This is a genomic window from Corynebacterium sp. HMSC062E11, from assembly GCF_001811845.1.
In the GTDB taxonomy this organism is placed as follows: Bacteria; Actinomycetota; Actinomycetes; order Mycobacteriales; family Mycobacteriaceae; genus Corynebacterium; species Corynebacterium hesseae.
The window spans coordinates 1-16,041 of the sequence record NZ_KV806781.1 but is presented as its reverse complement, the minus strand read 5'-3'; the positions used below and the strand labels follow the sequence as shown (position 1 = coordinate 16,041).

The following is a 16,041-nucleotide window of genomic DNA, read 5'->3' as shown; positions in this document are numbered from 1 at the left end:
ATCGCGCGCGCTAATCTGGTCACTATGACCGTTGAGATTTCTGATTCCCGTCTAACCAACTCCCTCGCCGATGGCTGTGGCGAGATCCTCAAAGGCGTGCGCAACGGTGGCCTGCTGCGCGGCTTGGCGCTGGGTGATGCCGGCGATGAAGCCGCTCAGGAATGGATCGCCCGCGTCCTTGAGCAGCACCGTCCCAAGGACGGCGTCCTGTCGGAAGAGGCTGCCGATGATTTGAGCCGTTTGAAGAAGGACCGCGTGTGGATCATCGACCCGCTCGACGGCACCAAGGAGTTCGCTACCGGCCGTCAGGACTGGGCCGTGCACATCGCGCTGGTGGAAAACGGTACCCCGATCCACGCGGCCGTCGGCATGCCGGACATGGGCGTGACTTTTAAGTCCTCCGATGTGCGCGCGGTGACGGGCCCGCTGTCGAAGAAGTTCGTGGTCTCCCGCAACCGCCCGCCAAAGGTTGCGGATTATGTCGCGGAGAAGATGGGCTTTGAAACTGTCGGCGCGGGCTCCGCGGGCGCGAAGGCCATCCACGTGCTCTTGGGTGACTATGACGCCTATATCCACGCCGGTGGCCAGTACGAGTGGGACCAGGCCGCCCCGGTGGGCGTGGCTCTGGCCGCGGGCCTGCACTGCTCGCGTTTGGACGGCTCCCCCATCAAGTTCAATAACGAAGACACCTTCATCCCGGATCTGCTGATCTGCCGCCCGGAGCTAGCAGACGAGATTCTGGAGCACGCCGCCGCCTACGCGGAGGCCAACGGCGGCTACTAAGCCCCCGCGCACATGGTGCGGGCGCAAGGCCGCTATCATGGCGACCATGATTGAGACTCCGTACGAGGACCTCCTGCGCCGTGTCCTCGAAGAAGGCGCACCCAAAGGCGACCGCACTGGTACCGGCACCCTCTCCCTGTTCGGCGCCCAGCTGCGCTATAACTTGGCGGAGTCTTTTCCCCTGCTGACCACCAAGAAGGTCTACTTCCACGGCGTGATTGGTGAGCTGCTGTGGTTCCTGCGCGGCGACTCCAATGTGAAGTGGCTGCAGGAAAACAAGGTCCGCATCTGGAACGAGTGGGCCGATGAGGACGGCGAGCTGGGCCCTGTCTACGGCGTGCAGTGGCGCTCCTGGCCCACTCCGGATGGCCAGCACATCGACCAGATCCAGGTCGCCTTGGACACGCTCAAGAACAACCCGGATTCGCGCCGCAACTTGGTCTCCGCGTGGAACGTTTCTGAGCTGGACAAGATGGCGCTCATGCCCTGCCACCTGCTCTTCCAGCTCTACGTCGCGGACGGCAAACTCTCCATGCAGGTTTACCAGCGCTCCGCCGACATGTTCCTCGGCGTTCCCTTCAACCTGGCTTCCTATGCCGCGCTGACCCACATGTTCGCCCAGCAAGCAGGTCTAGAGGTAGGCGATCTCATCTGGACGGGTGGGGATTGCCACATCTACAACGACCACATCGAACAGGTCAAGGAGCAACTGTCCCGCGAGCCCCGCGAGTACCCGCAGCTTATCCTCCACAAGGCCGAAAGCCTCTTTGACTATAGCTTCGATGATTTTGAGGTCATCGGCTACGACCCCCACCCCACCATCAAGGCGCAGGTGTCCGTTTAATGCTGGGCGCAATCTGGGCTCAATCCCTCGACGGGGTCATTGGTGACGGCGTGGTCATGCCCTGGCACGTGCCGGAGGACCTCAAGCACTTCAAAGAGGTCACCATGGGCGCGCCTGTCATCATGGGCCGCAAGACGTGGGAGTCCCTCAACCCCAAGTTCCGCCCGTTGCCAGGCCGGGAGAACATTGTGCTGTCCAGCCGTCAGCCGGGCGAATGGTCCGCGGGTGCCACCGTGGTGGACAACCTCGACGCCGCACTTGACGCCACGCTTGACGACGCCTGGATCATCGGCGGCGGCCAGCTCTACAGCTCCGCCCTCGACCGCGTGGATACAATCGAGCTCACCCTCATGGGTGTACAAGTCGGCGATGCCTACGGCGCAGATGCCGTCCTGGCCCCGAGCGTTCCGGAGGAATTCAGCCTATCTGCCGATAGTGACTGGCTGACCTCCGAATCAGGCCACCTCACCATTCCCGGCCAGCCGCCCAGCGAGCTGCCGATGAAATACCGTTTCCTCACCTACGACAGAAAGGCTGCTGCTTAATGAGCACCAACGTTGCCACTCCCGAAACCACTGAGCACGTCACCATCTTCTTCGCCGATTGGTGCCCGTTCTGTGCCAAGCTGATCAAAAACCTGGACCGCACCGAAACCCCATACGAGCTCGTCAACGTCGAAGCGGATTCCCCCGACACCGCCGACATCAACGCCTGGATCGAGTCCGTCAACGACGGCAACCGCATCGTGCCCACCGTCCTCTACTCCGACGGCACCCACGCCACCAACCCTTCCGCCAGCGAGGTCCGCGCCAAGTACGCGGAGCTGGCCGGCGAATAAACGAAAGGCGACGCATTTAACGCCGCCCCACGCGGGGCTGCTAGTCTTACCTAGGTGCGCAACGCACCCCCGCCCCAGTAGCTCAGGGGATAGAGCACGGCTCTCCTAAAGCCGGTGTCGGAAGTTCGAATCTTCTCTGGGGCACGCTGTGAAGTCTCGAGACATCGTTCCGGTCGGTGTCTCGAGATTTTTTAGTTGCCCCGACTGGGGTTGAGTTCGTTGTCTTTCTAGTTGTAGTAGATCTTTTCTTCGGTGAGTGTGTAGGCGGCGATTTGTGCCCCAGTGATGGCTATTTTGACGTCGACGTGGTTGTCGATGCAGACCATGGTGATTGGTTCCCCGCCCCATCTGCGTCCGATGTAGAGGCGGCGTAGTTTGCCTCCCCATCGCAGGGTTGTCTTGCCGTTGGTGCCGATTTTGTCGGTACTTAGTCGGTAGTCGTGGTCTGGTTTGATGTCTACTTATCTGCATTCACCCCCATTAAGGGTGAATCTTCAGATCAAAACTTGAAATGTTTTATAAACAGTATTACCTAACTTAGGTAAGCCTTACCTTTCCTGCTGTTCATAAATCGAGGTTTACTATGACCCAACAGTCCTCTACGCCCGCACGGAGTGCAAGCTCATCCAGTGGGTCGACGGCACGTTTAAACACCAGAGATCTCATCAACGCTGGCATCTTTGCTGCACTTTACTTTGTAATCACCTTTGTAAGCGGAATGATTGGATTCGCAGGACCACAATTCATGTTTATTGGATGGTTCATCGCGGCAATCGCAAACGGAATCGTGCTAGCGCTTTATGCCGCCCGCACGCCCAAAATGGGTGCTTTCACCCTCGTCGGTGGTATTAACGGACTAGCATTCATGCTCACCGGACACTACTTCTGGACCCTGCTGGGAAGCATAATTCTAGGGTTTATCGCGGATTTGATTATTACAAAAAGCCACCTCAGTATTGCCAAATCCTTCCCTATTGCCTACAGCGTCTTCTGTGTCTGGATTTCTATGCCTTTTATCCCGCTAATTCTGGATACGGACTCCTACTACGTCGATATCGCAGACCAAATGGGTCAAGAATATGCCGATGCCATGTCGGATATCTTCCAGCCATGGACCATTGGAGTACTGGCCATTTGTGCGCTCATCGTCGGCTTTATCGGAGGAAAGGTCGGAGTTCGCGTCAGCCGCAAACACTTTGAAAGCGCTGGTCTCCTGTGAGCCTGCCAAAACAGGGCGTGCTTCATCGATCTTCGATCGATCCACGGACCGTGCTGCTTTCTGTTCTAGTAATCAATGCGGTAGCTCTCAGCCAAGGCCACCTACCGACACTGCTGATTTCTATCGCTTTCAGCTCCATCGCACTAGCTACAGTAAAGCCACACTATGGTCTTATTTGCCTGTTCGCTTTTGCATTATCCTATCTAGGGTACTGGGGCCTATTACAGCTTCCTGGCTCCACATTTTTCGCTTTTTCAGCGGCAATTTTTTCGTGGCTAAGCCGTTTTGTCATCAGCATGTCCATCGGCACATTCGGCTTGCTCACTCTCACACCATCCACGTTGACCTCAGCACTGCGGGACCTGCGTTTACCAGGCTGGGCCACCATTCCACCGGCGGTATTCCTGCGCGTTTTGCCGATCATCGTGGCAGAAGCCAAAGCCATCCGCGATGCCATGGTCCTTCGGGGTCTCCAGCCTGGAGTAAAAAGCTGGATCACACAGCCCACACAATCGTCCGCGATGTTGATCATCCCCTTATTAGGTGCCGTCGTCCGCGCTGGTGATGAGCTCGCTGCCTCTGCTCTTGTCCGGGGATTGGGAGGACCCGCACGCCCAACCACCACCGCCGATCTTTCCTTCAAGCTTGTCGATGCAACTGCACTAGCTGGGTTGGGCCTCGTTGTTGCCTCTGTCTGGCTTCCCACGGAGGTCCACTTATGAACGAACGCAGTATCGCAACCAGTGTAGACGCCCACAACGTTTCTTTTACATATCCATTGGGAGCTCGGCCAGGTATTCAAGGTGTATCTGATGTGTCTTTTTCTGTCTCTCCAGGACAGTGTCTACTGATTACCGGTGATTCCGGATCGGGAAAGTCCACGGTACTCAAGTTGATCAACGGACTCATCCCCCATTTCAATCCAGGAGAGCTACTAGGCACCATCACTATTATAAAGGATGACCAGGCTTTTACCCCTGCGGAAGAACCGCTGTCCCGAGCCATCGAGTTCAGCGCCTCAGTATTCCAGAATCCAAGGACACAATTTTTCACTGAAAGCGTCAATGCAGAATTGGCCTTCGGGCTAGAAAACCTTGGTGTAGATCCCAAAGAAATTGAGTCGAGGATTCAATCAGCGGTCGAGCTACTAGGCATTAACGATCTTCGGGGCCGGCGATTCAAAGAATTATCCGGTGGGCAGTTACAAACCGTGGCATGCGCATGCGCGCTTGTGTCCCCGGGCAGTCTCGTGCTTCTCGATGAACCCACGTCCAATCTCTCTATGGAAAGCATCGATATTCTTGCACGCGTGCTACACCGCTTGAAGGAATTAGGCACAACGATCATTATCGCTGATCACCGTCTCTTTTTCTTAAAAGATATCGCTGACCAAGTTATTTACTTGACTCAGGGAAAAATAACGCGGAGTTTCCGCGCTCAGGAGTTTTATGCCTTAGACGAACCCGAACGCAAACAATTGGGGCTACGCAGCTTACACCATGTTCCCCTGCCCGCGAGCGTGCCGGTACCACCCACGCTCGAAAACGCCGATCCCCAGCGGAGCGGACTCGAGCTAAGCAACATCTGTTTTTCTTATGGCGCACATGAGGTATTAAACATTGACCACGCATTTTTCCCCAGCGGCGAAGTCACCGCCTTAATCGGGCCCAACGGCGCTGGAAAAACCACCCTCGCCAGGATCATTTGTGGTCTTGCTTCTCCCAAACGCGGCGGTAGTCTCCGTTTGAACAGCAAACGAGTAGGAGCGGCTGCCCGCAGACGTGCCGCGTACATGGTGATGCAAGATGTTGGCCGCCAATTATTCGCAGCCACCACCGAAGAAGAAGTCACGCTCGGACTGGCAAAGAAGAAGCGGGACCACATCGATGTCAATGAGATTCTCCATCGCCTCGATCTGGCAGGAATGGCCCAACGGCATCCGCAGTCTCTGTCCGGTGGGCAACGGCAACGCTTAGCCATAGCTTCAGCCCAAGCCGAGCAAGCAGCGATCTACATCTTCGATGAACCTACCTCTGGCGTGGGCTGGCGCCAACTGCAATCCATCTCTGCGCTACTTCGATCTCTTGCAGCAAGCGGAGCAGTGGTCATCGTCATCACCCATGACCACGAATTCATCCAAGAATCAGTCACCAGAATCATCGATATGACTGACATCAACAAGAATTGAGAAAGAAATGTCTGAACTAAAACAAAGTTCCACAGAATCAAGCGGAACCCACGCACCAGAATCACACGGTGCGTCACCGGAAGAAGAGGCTCGCGCAAAACTAAAAGCCGGCCAGGTCGCTCTAAAAAAACTACTGGCCCCAGTGCAAACAACCATCTACTTCGCACAGTTTCTCGCGCTTATATCCTCGGTACTCGCCGTAGCACCCTACGTCGCGTTGGTGGCACTGGGAAATGCTCTAATCGACGGCAATACTGATGACGTCGCGTCCATTGTGAAATGGCTACTTGCTGCATTTTTGGGCCAGCTATTCTTCTATTTCCTTGCCCTTGCAATCACCCACTTCGCTGATGCAAAGTTGGTGGGGATTAACCGGCGCCGAATTATTACCGCTATTGCGAAAGCACCACTCTCGTGGTTTAGCCAGACTAATTCCGGCAAAGTCCGCAAAGCCGTCGAGGACGATACGTTAACTCTGCACACCCTGACAGCCCATGCTCCTGTAGAGAAGGTCGCCGCGATCTTTACGCCCCTCGCGCTTCTGGTTTATGCCTTTATCTTGGATTGGCGCCTTGGTCTACTTTCTATTGCCACTGTGCCCATTTTCCTAGCAATCCAAGCATATTCAATGAAAGATATGGGCACAAAAACTGCGGAAATGGATAATTATCTGGGTGAGGTCTCTGCGACTGCGGTGGAGTTCTCCGAAGGTATTTCCGTCGTCAAGGCTTTCGGCACCGTTGGCAAAGCCCACGCTCGATATCGCGAAGCTGCCCAAAAATTCGCGGAATTCTATTACGAGTGGGTACGTCCGCTTCTGCGTGTTTCCGCAATCTCAGAGTCTGTGGTGGCGGTTCCTGTCCTCATCCTTATCAATCTAGGAGTCGGTTCCCTGCTGATAGCTGGTGGCTATGTCACGGTCGCTGAAGTCATCGCAACAACGTTAATTGCGCTGGTGCTCCCGGGCACGATTCAAACCGTCGGCCAAATGATGTGGTCTTACCAGCTCGCTGGCAATGCGGCGTTGCGCCTTGATGAAGTCATGACAATTTCCCATGTGAAAGAAGGCCAAAAGAGCCTCGACGCCAATAGTCAAGACATGGAGGTGGAGTTCCATAAGGTCAGCTTTAGCTACGCCCCAGACACACCAGTCCTCCAAGACTTTTCTGCGCAACTAAATGCAGGCACTGTCACGGCATTGATTGGCCCCTCCGGGTCTGGCAAATCCACAGCAGCAACGATGTTGGCGCGTTTCCAGGATCCAGATTCGGGCACAATCACTATCAACAACGTGGATATCCGTGATCTCACTTTCGACAGTTTGTACCGCACTGTGGCTTTCGTCTTACAAGATCCTCACTTACTGCGTATGAGTATTCGGGAAAACATTCGCCTTGCACGCCCAGAAGCCCGCGATGAAGAGATCTGGCAAGCCGCAGAGGCTGCGCACATAGCTGCTGATATTCGCGCTTTACCGGCTGGGCTCGACACCGTTGTTGGTGAGGACACCTCTTTATCCGGTGGACAACAGCAACGCATTTCTATTGCCCGGGCAATCATTACCAATGCCCCAATCTTGATCCTGGATGAAGCTACTGCGGCAACTGATCCTGACTGCGAAGCAGAAATTCAAGCAGCTCTAGCCACACTCGTCAGAGGCAAGACCGTCTTAGTCATCGCCCACAAGCCGGAGTCCATCCAAGGAGCAGACCAAATAATCTGCCTCAAGCCTATGAAGGATAATTCTCATGTCTAATGCCACTACGCCTGTTAGTTCGCGTCTTCGTGATCCGCTACTCACTCGCAGTGTCAAAAAGCTGCAAAGTCCTGTAGGCCATAAGCTCAATAAAAGGTATGCTTGTCTATCGCTTATCGTTGGCGTGCTTGATGGCCTCGCCGTTCTCACGCTCGTGCCACTTACAAAGGCACTCGATGGGGATACGACGATCGCACCATGGATGTGGACGCTTTTGGCAATTGCGCTCGTAGCTTTTGCGCTACGATTTTTCGCAACCATGGCCTCTTACCACACGGCCTTGGATTTCATCCGAGCCGCGCACACGACTGTGGGCGATAAATTAGCAACGCTACCGCTCGGCTGGTTCGTACCGGCTAATACCGGCGGCCTATCTCGCCTCGTTTCAGATCGCTTTATGGTGGCGGCCGAGACCATTGCGCATATTCAAGGAACGATATACCGCGATAGCGCGGCACTTGTCACCTTGTTAGTAGGAGCGTGTTTCTGGAACCCGAAGCTGGGCTTGGTCCTTCTTATCATCGCACCATTGGCGCTCGTGGTGATGCAGTTGGCTGCATGGATTCGTGAGAAAGCATCGAACCGCGCACTGGGGCCGAGTAAAGAGCTCTCCCAGCGCATCGTAGAATTTGCTAACCGTCAACCAGCCCTGCGCGCGGCAGGACAATCACAAGTTTTTGCGCCACTAGAGCAAGCGCTAGAAATCGACCATAAAGCACGAATACGCGAGCTATGGGTATCCACATTAGCTTTGCTACTCAACGGCATAGTAGTGCAGATCTTCATTGTGGCTCTCATTATGGTCTCCGCGGATCTTGCCGTTGAAGGCGCCCTATCGCCACTAGAAACAATTGCGATCATCGGAATCAGCTTGAGGTTTACCCGCACGCTTGAGCAGCTGGGTTCTTCTTTCGTCGGTTTAGATGCCGGCCGTATCGCGCTCACAGAAACTGAGCTCATCACCGATGCCCCTTCCCTACCGGAACCCACTACTCCGCGCCCAGGCGATGGTTCGGGAAGTGTAGAGCTGCGTAATGTCACGTTTGGATACGGCGATAAACCAGTATTGGTAGATATCGCTTTCCATGCTCGACCAGGCACCGTTACCGCCATTGTCGGTCCTTCTGGCTCCGGAAAGACCACAATTGCGCGCCTTATTTCGCGATTCTGGGATGTAGATTCCGGGGCGGTGATGGTTGACGGCGTAGATATCCGCGAGCTTGGAACCGAACAGTTAATGTCCAGACTGTCCATGGTTTTTCAGGATGTCTACCTCTTCGACGACTCGTTAATCGCTAATATCCGCGTTGGTCGTCCCGACGCCTCCGATGAGGAAGTCTTCCGCGCAGCTGATCTTTCAGGCGTGACTTCTATTGCCAACCGCCTAGGGTGGCATACTCCTGTTGGTGAAGGCGGTCGGCTTCTATCCGGTGGTGAACGCCAGCGCGTATCTGTAGCTCGCGCGCTTCTCAAGCAAGCGCCGATTGTACTCTTTGATGAGGCTACCTCCGCGCTCGATGCAGAAAATGAGGCAAACATTCTTGCTGCGATGGACGAGCTACGGGAGCAATCTACTTTTATTGTCATCGCCCATAAGCTGGATACAATCAAATCTGCTGATCAAATCGTAGTCTTGGATGAACACGGGCAAGTCAGCCAGCTGGGCACGCATTCTGAGCTTTCCGATGTCCCCGGTATCTACCGTCACTTCTGGCAGCAACGCAAAGCAGCACGCGGGTGGAAAATCAGTTCGGGACGCGATTAACGCGGGCACCGAGATCGGCGTTGTTTGCGGGGGCACCCTTCTCCCCCCCGCAGCACGGAGCACCCTAAGTGCACCGACAAAGCTCAGAGCGAAGAATGCGGTAGCGGCTACGAGCGACCACTGCGCGGCGTTGGCCATGCCTTCGCCAGTTTGTTGTTCATGATGGTTCTCCTTAATCTTCAGTTCCTTGCGCACGGGCAAGCACATGCTGCCCTAGCGATTTCGGGCCCACGAAGCACTGTGAAGCCGAATCAGTCAAGCGACCTTTCTAACAAATAGAGGCCGCCGCGAAACGTGGCTTTGGCCCATGGGATTTTCGCTGCCGCGTGGTCGATGTATTCCACAAGGACGGCCGCTGCGGGTTCACCTACGGCACCCTTCCCGGACACCTTGAGCGCGGCGAGGAGACCTTCGCTCTGGAGCGCCTGCGCGATGGCCGCACACTGCTGCTTATCGACGCCGCCTCAGAGCCCTTCCTCCCCTCCCTGCGCCCACTTGTGGACGTGCCAAGGCGCCTGCTGATTAGCCAACTCTACCTTCACGCCTTAGACGATTAGCAGGATTGCGCATACGACAAAAGCCGCCTCCCCGAGCCCTGGGAAAGCGGCTTAGTATCAGCGCTGGTTAGTTCTTGCGCTTGTCTTCGATGGACTCGCGAGCATCACGGACAGCGCCCTTGACGCGGTCAAAGAAGCCACCCTTCTTCGTGGACTCCTCTTGGTACTCGTGTGCCTTGTCCTCCACGAAGCCCTTAGCGCGCTGGAACGCATCGCCGACGGCGCTACCAGCCTCGGATGCCTTGTCCTTTAGCTGATCCAGGCGCTCAGAGGACTGCTGACCGTTGACGTTGTCCTGGTTCGGCGCAGTAGCAACACGCTCTTCGTTTGCTTCGCCTACGATGTGCTGGCTCGGGGCGTAGTCAGAGTTACCCTCGTCCAGCTTCTCCTGCAGGTCCGGTTGCTGCGGGGCGGAACCAATGTGCTCTTCCTGCGCGCCGCCTACGATGTGCTGGCTCGGCGCATAGTCCGAGTTCTCCTCGTCCAGCTTCTCCTGCAGGTCCGGCTGCTCGGAGGCAGAGCCTACATGCTCTTCGTCGGCGCCAGCAACGACGTGATTCTGCGGCTCGTACTTGCTGGCGGTAGATAGGCCGGCTGTGCCCGCGGCGCCTGCCGCTGCAACCCCTGCACCTGCTGCAGCCGCGCCGGACCGAGCGGAGGTGCCAGAGTTAGCTGCCGAAGACACAGTGTCCTCAGATGCCAGGTACTTGTATTCGTTGCGATCCAGGTCAACTTCGTGGCCTAGTTCGTTTGCCATTGCTACGTACTCCTTTAAATAGATTTATCTTCTTCCTTCTAGGGTTCCAGAAAATTCAGGAGCGTGCACGGAAATGGGTATGGGAAAGCGTCGACCGGTGGAGGGATCAGTCATCTCTAAACACTCAACATGGAAGGTTTCGCGTACGAGTTCAGCGGTCATCACCTCCTCGGTGGCCCCTTCGGCCACAATGCGTCCCTCACGCATGGCTACGATTCTATCGGCGTAACGCGCGGCATGGACCATATCGTGGACCACCATGACCACTGTGACCCCGGCGCCATTGAGATCTCGAATCAGATCCAAAATGGACAATTGGTGCGCGGGGTCGAGGTAAGTAGTCGGCTCGTCAAGCAAGGTAATTGGCGTTTCTTGGGCCAAAGTCATAGCGAGGAAGACGCGCTGGCGCTGACCACCGGAAAGGTCTGCCGCGGGGGCGTCGAGAAGCTCGCTCACCCCAGCACGCGAGGCAGCACGCTCAACCGCTGCATGATCTCCGGCCCGCATCGTCGCTAGCGCCCCTGTATAGGGATAGCGGCCGTAACCGATGACGTCACGCACTAATACCCCTTCCGGAGCCACGGGATGTTGTGGCAGAAAAGAAACTTCACGGGCAAAGGCACGCGAGGAATACTTGCTGATATTTTGGTCCGAGAGGTACACCGCACCTGCGCTGGGCGTAAGTTGGCGGCCCAATGTCTTGAGAAGCGTCGACTTGCCGCAGCCATTCGGCCCGATCAGAGCGGTTACTTGACCGCTGGATAAGTGAAGATTTACGTCCTTGACCACATCGGGTCCACCGTAGCCCACGGTTAATCCGCTGCACGTCAGTGTCATGTCTAGCCTCCGTTTCGCACTCGGGTCAGTCGAGTCAATAGGAAAATGAAATACGGTGCACCGATCAGCGCGATGAGCGCGCCAACGGGGATTTCCGTGGGGGCGAAGGCCCAGCGACCGAGCGTATCGCATGCGGTCACAAGGACCGCGCCGCCTAGGGCTGCCACGGGTATTTGCCAGCGCAGGTTCGCGCCAACAACCAAGCGAGCAGCATGGGGGACGATGAGTCCGGCGAAGCCCAAGACCCCGGCCGCGGCGACTCCCGCGGCACCGAGGATGACGGCTAAGGCTACTGCTATTAGGCGCCATATCTTGGTGCTCACGCCGATGCCGGCCATGGTGGAATCATCCAGCGCGAGCATATCCAGGTGTTTTGCCACCACCATCGCGACGGTTAGGGCGAGAAGGATAAAGGGGGCGACAATGGTGGCATCGCCAAGCGAGCGGGCGTAAAGCGAACCTTTCAACCATGTCATGGCCGCTCCTGCCTCTGGGGCAGCCCGCACCAGGAGCAATTCGGTGATGGCGCCCAGCCCAAAAGATACCGCCACCCCGGTAAGCGGCAGGCGCACCGGATCACTTGCCCCGCGCCCGGCGAGGAGAAGAACCAGCCCAGTTCCAGCCAACGCTCCAATAAAGGCTATGAAAGTCAGCAGGTGGGCCGGCAGGGCGCCTGATCCCATGAGTACCGCAACGGCCGCGAGTCCGCCGCCGGAGGTAATACCCACCGTATCTGGTGCGGCCAAAGGATTGCGTAGCGCGGACTGCAATAGACAGCCAGAGACGGCCATGGCAATACCAGCGCAGATTCCCACCAAGATCCGCGGGGCGCGGTACTTCCAGATGAGCGGCTCTCCGGTAACGAAGGCGGTGATCACCTCGCCCGGCGGTTTCATCACCGCACCGACGCCCATGCCGATGATTGCGCTCAACGCCAACGCCAGGATGAGTCCTACTAGCACCCCAACAAATCTCTTATGCCGCATGCTTCCTCCTCCCCAGCGCATGGACGGCCCACAACACTAATGGCATGCCAGCCAAAGAAGTCACGATGCCCACTGGGGTCTCGGCTGGCGCCCAGATTGCCTGGCCAACCGAATCGGCCACCAAAAGCACCGCTGCTCCAACAATTCCAGCCACGCACAGCCCCATGCGGTGGTGTGAGCCGCACACCCGCCACGCTACGGCCGCGGCCATCAACCCCAAGAAGCCAATCGGCCCAGTTGCAGCTACGGCCGGAGCAATAAGCACTACCGCCGCCACAATGGCTGCCAACCGAATGCGCTCCGGCTTCGCGCCGACAGCACCAGCCACGGCATCGCCTGCTACGAGCAAGTCCAGCGTTTTTGCACCGACTAAGGTCAAGGGAACCACGACCAGCACGGCAATCAGCGCCGGCATGATACCGCTTAGGCGCACACCGGCAAGCCGACCAGAAAGCCATGACATCACCGTAGCCAGTTGAGCTTCATCTACTACCAAGAAAATGGAGGTCAATGCGCTACACAGCGCGGAAACAGCAACGCCAACGAGTACCATGCGCTGGATCGCACCGCTCTTACCGACGCCCACCGTCACCCCCACAGCAATCCCCGCACCCAACAGCGCACCGGGCAACTGGTCAACACTCGAGGTTTCGCTTCCTATAAACATTGCTGTTGCGACTGCGCCGAGTGCCGCACCGGAGTTCACACCAGTGATGGACGGATCGGCTAGCGGATTCGCAGTTGCCGTCCGCAGCAATAACCCGCCTACCCCTAATGCGATACCGACGACCGTGGTGGCAAGGAGACGGTCAAAGGCCACGCTATGCAGCTCTTCTTCCAGCCACGGGGTATCAGCTGGCACCTGAACATGGCGAAGCCGCCACCACCACACGAAGGCGACGGCAGCGGTTGCAAGGACCAGGCAGGCGCTGGTTTTAGTTCGAGGTGCCACTACTCTTCGGCGGCGATGATGTCATCGAGCATATGCTCGGCGGAAAGCGGCCCGCGGGCGCGCGACCAGATATCTTGGTCCACCTCTACGATGTCGCCGCTACCCTTGGCATAGGGCGTCTTTTTAAACGCATCGACGTCCTTGTACATAAAGACTAGGTCAGCCTTCATACCAGGGAGCTTATCGCCGGTCAGTTCCGCTACATCAGTCTTAGATTCGATGGATGACTTCTCACCTTCGAAGGCATAGTCATAGCCCACCTCACTTAGTAGCGACTGGGGGAAGGAAGGGTTGACCCAGGTATAGAGCATCTCACTGGACCAGCCAGCCACGACCGCACGACTCCCCGGCTTTACCGCGTCCTTGGTATGAGCAATCTTGTCCTCGATGCGCTGACGGATTTCTTTGGCCTTTTCCTCTTTACCTAGCTTGGCCGCGATCTCATCCATCGAGTCCAGCACGTCCAAGTAAGTCTCATCTGGGTAGGATTCGGTCTGCCCAATCTCTTCCAACTGCGGCATGATATCGGCTTGACGGGTAGGGCTAGCCAGGATCAGATCCGGCTCCAAGGACTGGATAACCTCTAGATTCGGCTGCTTGGCCTGGCCCACAGAGGTCGCTTGACCCAGCTGCCCTTTCAAAGTGGTCGGTGCCTCCGACTTACCGATTTCCACGATTCCCACTGGGTCCACATCGAGGGCCTTGAGAATTTCCTCGTAGCGCCAATCAAGCGCCACAACTCGCTCGATCTTCTTTTCTCCGTTTCCTTCCTTAGAAGAAGAATCAGAAGAACACGCAACAAGGCCTGCGCCTAGGGCTAGAGTGGCTACGAGTGCGATAACTGCACGCACATTCATGAAGTCTTTCTTTTGTATAGCCTTACCTTACTTAGGTAAGGGTTTGCTGTCAAGGGTCTGATTGCCACGTTCCCGATACGGACCATGTTGCCGCACGTCCGCTAAAATGGGTTAAGGGTCAGAAAGTGTGTCTGGGATCGGTGATTTATAGTCACTGTCCAGTGTGATTGTTGAAAGTATAGGCTTCACGACCGTATATCGCTGTCCTTGACGGTAAATCCCCGGTGTTTCTACCTGGATGTGGTAGGCCCTGGTGGTGTGGTGGCTTGATGCCGAAGAATCGACCACGCTGCCACTGCGGCGGCGACATGAAACGCAACGGAACTACCAGCAAAGGAACCACACGATGGCGATGTAAAGCCTGTGGGGCATCAGGCATCAAACGTCGCCCCGACGTCACCAACGCTAGAATTTTTGCGGATTTTATCGAGCATTGCACCACCACAATCTCGCTAACTGCACTGGCTAAACGCAACAATGTAAGCCATTCCACTATGAAGCGCAGATTTACATGGTACTGGCTTATTGACGTACCGGATCCCACCGTGGCACATACAGGCCGAGTCTATGACCAGATATTTCTCGACGGTACCTACACCGCTGGCGGATGCTTGATTGTAGCTTCCACCCTCGATCATGTTGTTGCTTGGCACTGGTGCCAAACACGAAACCGCTCCCGATTACACACGCCTGCTCGAACGCATCCCCGCCCCGTTAATCGCAACGACAGATGGCGGGCAAGGAACAGCAAGTGCAATAAAAACCTGCTGGTCAACAACACATGTGCAGCGTTGCCTCGTCCACGCACAGCGTGTAGTTCGCCGCTATACAACCTCACGTCCGCGCACTGATGCCGGCAAAGCTATCTACACGCTAGCGCTGAAACTCACCCGAGTGCGAACTAAAGAAGAGGTAGCTGACTGGGGTGTATTGCTCCATAACTTCAACACTGTCTACCGCAGGTGGATGGACGAGAGGACCAGGGTTAAAGACCCTGATACAGGAAATTGGACATGGGTATGGACACATTCCAACGTGCGAAAGGCCTACAACAGTCTGAACCATCTATGGCGCCAAGGCATGCTCTTTGTCTACATCAATCAACCTAAAGGCGTCTTAGAACCTGCCCGCATCAAATCTACGACCAACAGTCTTGAAGGCGGGATTAACGCTCGCCTGAAAGAGATTGCGCGTGCTCACCGGGGCAGAACAAATGAACACCAGCGCAAAATGCTGGACTGGTGGCTGTACCTAAAAACAGAACTGCCCGACGATCCACTACGCATCGCCAGACAGTCCCACTGGGGCCAGGACCAACTCGCCAAAGTATCCATCCTGACCCACACCGAGAACCAAGCCGACCACGAAACAGGACGACCAGCCCTCTACGACAACGGTATCGACACCGAGTACACCCACTCAATCGGCATCCAAAAAGGCCAAATCTAACCCCAGCGACACGCCGAGCCAGATGAGGTTACCCTCGTTTAGTGGACACCCTATTTGTACGGATCTTGTGTCCGTAGGAGAGGATGTTCATTGTGAGTCAACAGCGCAAGAAGTACACGCCGGAGTACCGGCGTGAAGCCGCGAACCTGGTAATCGAGTCAGAGCGACCGATCGCTCATGTGGCTAAGGAAATCGGTGTTTCCGCCGGGCTTTTAGGCCGGTGGGTCAAACTCGAGCGTGAACGCCGAGGAGC

General features: G+C 56.3%; 16 protein-coding genes, 1 tRNA gene and 2 pseudogenes. 13 read left to right on the top strand and 6 right to left on the bottom strand.

Features of this window, described 5'->3' with window-relative positions; all coding sequences use genetic code 11:
- The first annotated feature begins 24 nt into the window (after positions 1-24).
- From HMPREF2822_RS02785 to HMPREF2822_RS02765, 5 genes are all read left to right on the top strand, one after another.
- Positions 25-783 (top strand): 3'(2'),5'-bisphosphate nucleotidase CysQ, encoded by a 759-nt coding sequence (locus tag HMPREF2822_RS02785; protein ID WP_198530949.1) that lies wholly within the window; start codon positions 25-27, stop codon positions 781-783.
- 37 nt (positions 784-820) lie between these two features.
- Positions 821-1,627, top strand: a complete 807-nt coding sequence (locus HMPREF2822_RS02780; RefSeq protein WP_070520622.1) for a thymidylate synthase — start codon at positions 821-823, stop codon at positions 1,625-1,627.
- The gene (locus HMPREF2822_RS02775) at positions 1,627-2,172 is read left to right on the top strand and encodes a dihydrofolate reductase (RefSeq protein WP_070520619.1); all 546 of its coding nucleotides are present in this window, start codon (positions 1,627-1,629) and stop codon (positions 2,170-2,172) included. Before HMPREF2822_RS02780 ends, HMPREF2822_RS02775 begins: the two co-directional genes overlap by 1 nt.
- Complete coding sequence (locus HMPREF2822_RS02770; RefSeq protein WP_010187687.1) at positions 2,172-2,465, top strand: mycoredoxin; 294 nt, start codon at positions 2,172-2,174, stop codon at positions 2,463-2,465. Before HMPREF2822_RS02775 ends, HMPREF2822_RS02770 begins: the two co-directional genes overlap by 1 nt.
- A gap of 71 nt (positions 2,466-2,536) precedes the next feature.
- Positions 2,537-2,609, top strand: a tRNA-Arg gene (locus tag HMPREF2822_RS02765).
- A gap of 21 nt (positions 2,610-2,630) precedes the next feature.
- On the opposite strand, the pseudogene HMPREF2822_RS12885 reads toward HMPREF2822_RS02765, so the two are convergent.
- Positions 2,631-2,908: pseudogene (locus HMPREF2822_RS12885) on the bottom strand (IS481 family transposase); the annotation flags it as partial.
- 140 nt (positions 2,909-3,048) lie between these two features.
- On the opposite strand from HMPREF2822_RS12885, the gene HMPREF2822_RS02755 reads away from it, so the two are divergent.
- From HMPREF2822_RS02755 to HMPREF2822_RS02730, 6 genes are all read left to right on the top strand, one after another.
- Positions 3,049-3,684, top strand: a complete 636-nt coding sequence (locus HMPREF2822_RS02755; protein WP_012714931.1) for an MptD family putative ECF transporter S component — start codon at positions 3,049-3,051, stop codon at positions 3,682-3,684.
- Positions 3,681-4,406 carry an energy-coupling factor transporter transmembrane component T family protein gene (locus tag HMPREF2822_RS02750; RefSeq protein WP_070520616.1) on the top strand — a complete coding sequence of 242 codons (726 nt, stop codon included), beginning with the start codon at positions 3,681-3,683 and terminating at the stop codon, positions 4,404-4,406. The genes HMPREF2822_RS02755 and HMPREF2822_RS02750 overlap by 4 nt, the downstream gene beginning before the upstream one ends.
- On the top strand, positions 4,403-5,872 hold the full coding sequence (locus tag HMPREF2822_RS02745) for an ABC transporter ATP-binding protein (RefSeq protein WP_012714930.1): 1,470 nt from the start codon (positions 4,403-4,405) through the stop codon (positions 5,870-5,872). Before HMPREF2822_RS02750 ends, HMPREF2822_RS02745 begins: the two co-directional genes overlap by 4 nt.
- A 7-nt stretch (positions 5,873-5,879) precedes the next feature.
- Positions 5,880-7,628: an ABC transporter ATP-binding protein gene (locus tag HMPREF2822_RS02740; RefSeq protein WP_012714929.1), complete on the top strand. Its 1,749-nt coding sequence runs from the start codon at positions 5,880-5,882 to the stop codon at positions 7,626-7,628.
- Complete coding sequence (locus tag HMPREF2822_RS02735) at positions 7,621-9,393, top strand: ABC transporter ATP-binding protein (RefSeq protein ID WP_029158873.1); 1,773 nt, start codon at positions 7,621-7,623, stop codon at positions 9,391-9,393. Before HMPREF2822_RS02740 ends, HMPREF2822_RS02735 begins: the two co-directional genes overlap by 8 nt.
- Before the next feature lie 275 nt (positions 9,394-9,668).
- Positions 9,669-9,950, top strand: a complete 282-nt coding sequence (locus HMPREF2822_RS02730; protein ID WP_369815742.1) for a DUF1990 family protein — start codon at positions 9,669-9,671, stop codon at positions 9,948-9,950.
- Between the two features lie 67 nt (positions 9,951-10,017).
- On the opposite strand, the gene HMPREF2822_RS02725 is transcribed toward HMPREF2822_RS02730, so the two are convergent.
- From HMPREF2822_RS02725 to HMPREF2822_RS02705, 5 genes are read right to left on the bottom strand one after another with little or no spacing between them, the layout of a single operon-like run.
- Positions 10,018-10,707 (bottom strand): kinesin, encoded by a 690-nt coding sequence (locus HMPREF2822_RS02725; protein WP_070520613.1) that lies wholly within the window; start codon positions 10,705-10,707, stop codon positions 10,018-10,020.
- A 24-nt stretch (positions 10,708-10,731) separates the two neighbouring features.
- Positions 10,732-11,544, bottom strand: a complete 813-nt coding sequence (locus tag HMPREF2822_RS02720) for an ABC transporter ATP-binding protein (protein WP_046646995.1) — start codon at positions 11,542-11,544, stop codon at positions 10,732-10,734.
- A gap of 2 nt (positions 11,545-11,546) precedes the next feature.
- The gene (locus HMPREF2822_RS02715) at positions 11,547-12,530 is read right to left on the bottom strand and encodes a FecCD family ABC transporter permease (protein ID WP_046646996.1); all 984 of its coding nucleotides are present in this window, start codon (positions 12,528-12,530) and stop codon (positions 11,547-11,549) included.
- On the bottom strand, positions 12,520-13,452 hold the full coding sequence (locus tag HMPREF2822_RS02710) for a FecCD family ABC transporter permease (RefSeq protein ID WP_209168001.1): 933 nt from the start codon (positions 13,450-13,452) through the stop codon (positions 12,520-12,522). The genes HMPREF2822_RS02715 and HMPREF2822_RS02710 overlap by 11 nt, the downstream gene beginning before the upstream one ends.
- Positions 13,453-13,481: 29 nt before the next feature.
- Complete coding sequence (locus HMPREF2822_RS02705; RefSeq protein ID WP_070520607.1) at positions 13,482-14,339, bottom strand: ABC transporter substrate-binding protein; 858 nt, start codon at positions 14,337-14,339, stop codon at positions 13,482-13,484.
- A gap of 269 nt (positions 14,340-14,608) precedes the next feature.
- Between HMPREF2822_RS02705 and HMPREF2822_RS02700 the strand changes: the two are divergent.
- Together HMPREF2822_RS02700 and HMPREF2822_RS13835 are read left to right on the top strand one after the other, a co-directional pair.
- A pseudogene (locus HMPREF2822_RS02700) lies at positions 14,609-15,788 on the top strand (IS1249 family transposase).
- A gap of 83 nt (positions 15,789-15,871) precedes the next feature.
- The coding region (locus HMPREF2822_RS13835) for a transposase (protein WP_158014567.1) at positions 15,872-16,041 on the top strand (170 nt) is incomplete at its 3' end.

Bases quoted from the DNA above. Each gene is read 5' to 3' on its own strand.
- HMPREF2822_RS02740 (WP_012714929.1), top strand. From the start codon at position 5,880: ATGTCTGAACTAAAACAAAGTTCCACAGAATCAAGCGGAACCCACGCA.
- HMPREF2822_RS02705 (WP_070520607.1), bottom strand. From the start codon at position 14,339: ATGAATGTGCGTGCAGTTATCGCACTCGTAGCCACTCTAGCCCTAGGC.
- HMPREF2822_RS02725 (WP_070520613.1), bottom strand. From the start codon at position 10,707: ATGGCAAACGAACTAGGCCACGAAGTTGACCTGGATCGCAACGAATAC.
- HMPREF2822_RS02775 (WP_070520619.1), top strand. From the start codon at position 1,627: ATGCTGGGCGCAATCTGGGCTCAATCCCTCGACGGGGTCATTGGTGAC.
- HMPREF2822_RS02735 (WP_029158873.1), top strand. From the start codon at position 7,621: ATGTCTAATGCCACTACGCCTGTTAGTTCGCGTCTTCGTGATCCGCTA.
- HMPREF2822_RS02715 (WP_046646996.1), bottom strand. From the start codon at position 12,530: ATGCGGCATAAGAGATTTGTTGGGGTGCTAGTAGGACTCATCCTGGCG.
- HMPREF2822_RS02745 (WP_012714930.1), top strand. From the start codon at position 4,403: ATGAACGAACGCAGTATCGCAACCAGTGTAGACGCCCACAACGTTTCT.
- HMPREF2822_RS02770 (WP_010187687.1), top strand. From the start codon at position 2,172: ATGAGCACCAACGTTGCCACTCCCGAAACCACTGAGCACGTCACCATC.
- HMPREF2822_RS02785 (WP_198530949.1), top strand. From the start codon at position 25: ATGACCGTTGAGATTTCTGATTCCCGTCTAACCAACTCCCTCGCCGAT.
- HMPREF2822_RS02780 (WP_070520622.1), top strand. From the start codon at position 821: ATGGCGACCATGATTGAGACTCCGTACGAGGACCTCCTGCGCCGTGTC.
- HMPREF2822_RS02755 (WP_012714931.1), top strand. From the start codon at position 3,049: ATGACCCAACAGTCCTCTACGCCCGCACGGAGTGCAAGCTCATCCAGT.
- HMPREF2822_RS02720 (WP_046646995.1), bottom strand. From the start codon at position 11,544: ATGACACTGACGTGCAGCGGATTAACCGTGGGCTACGGTGGACCCGAT.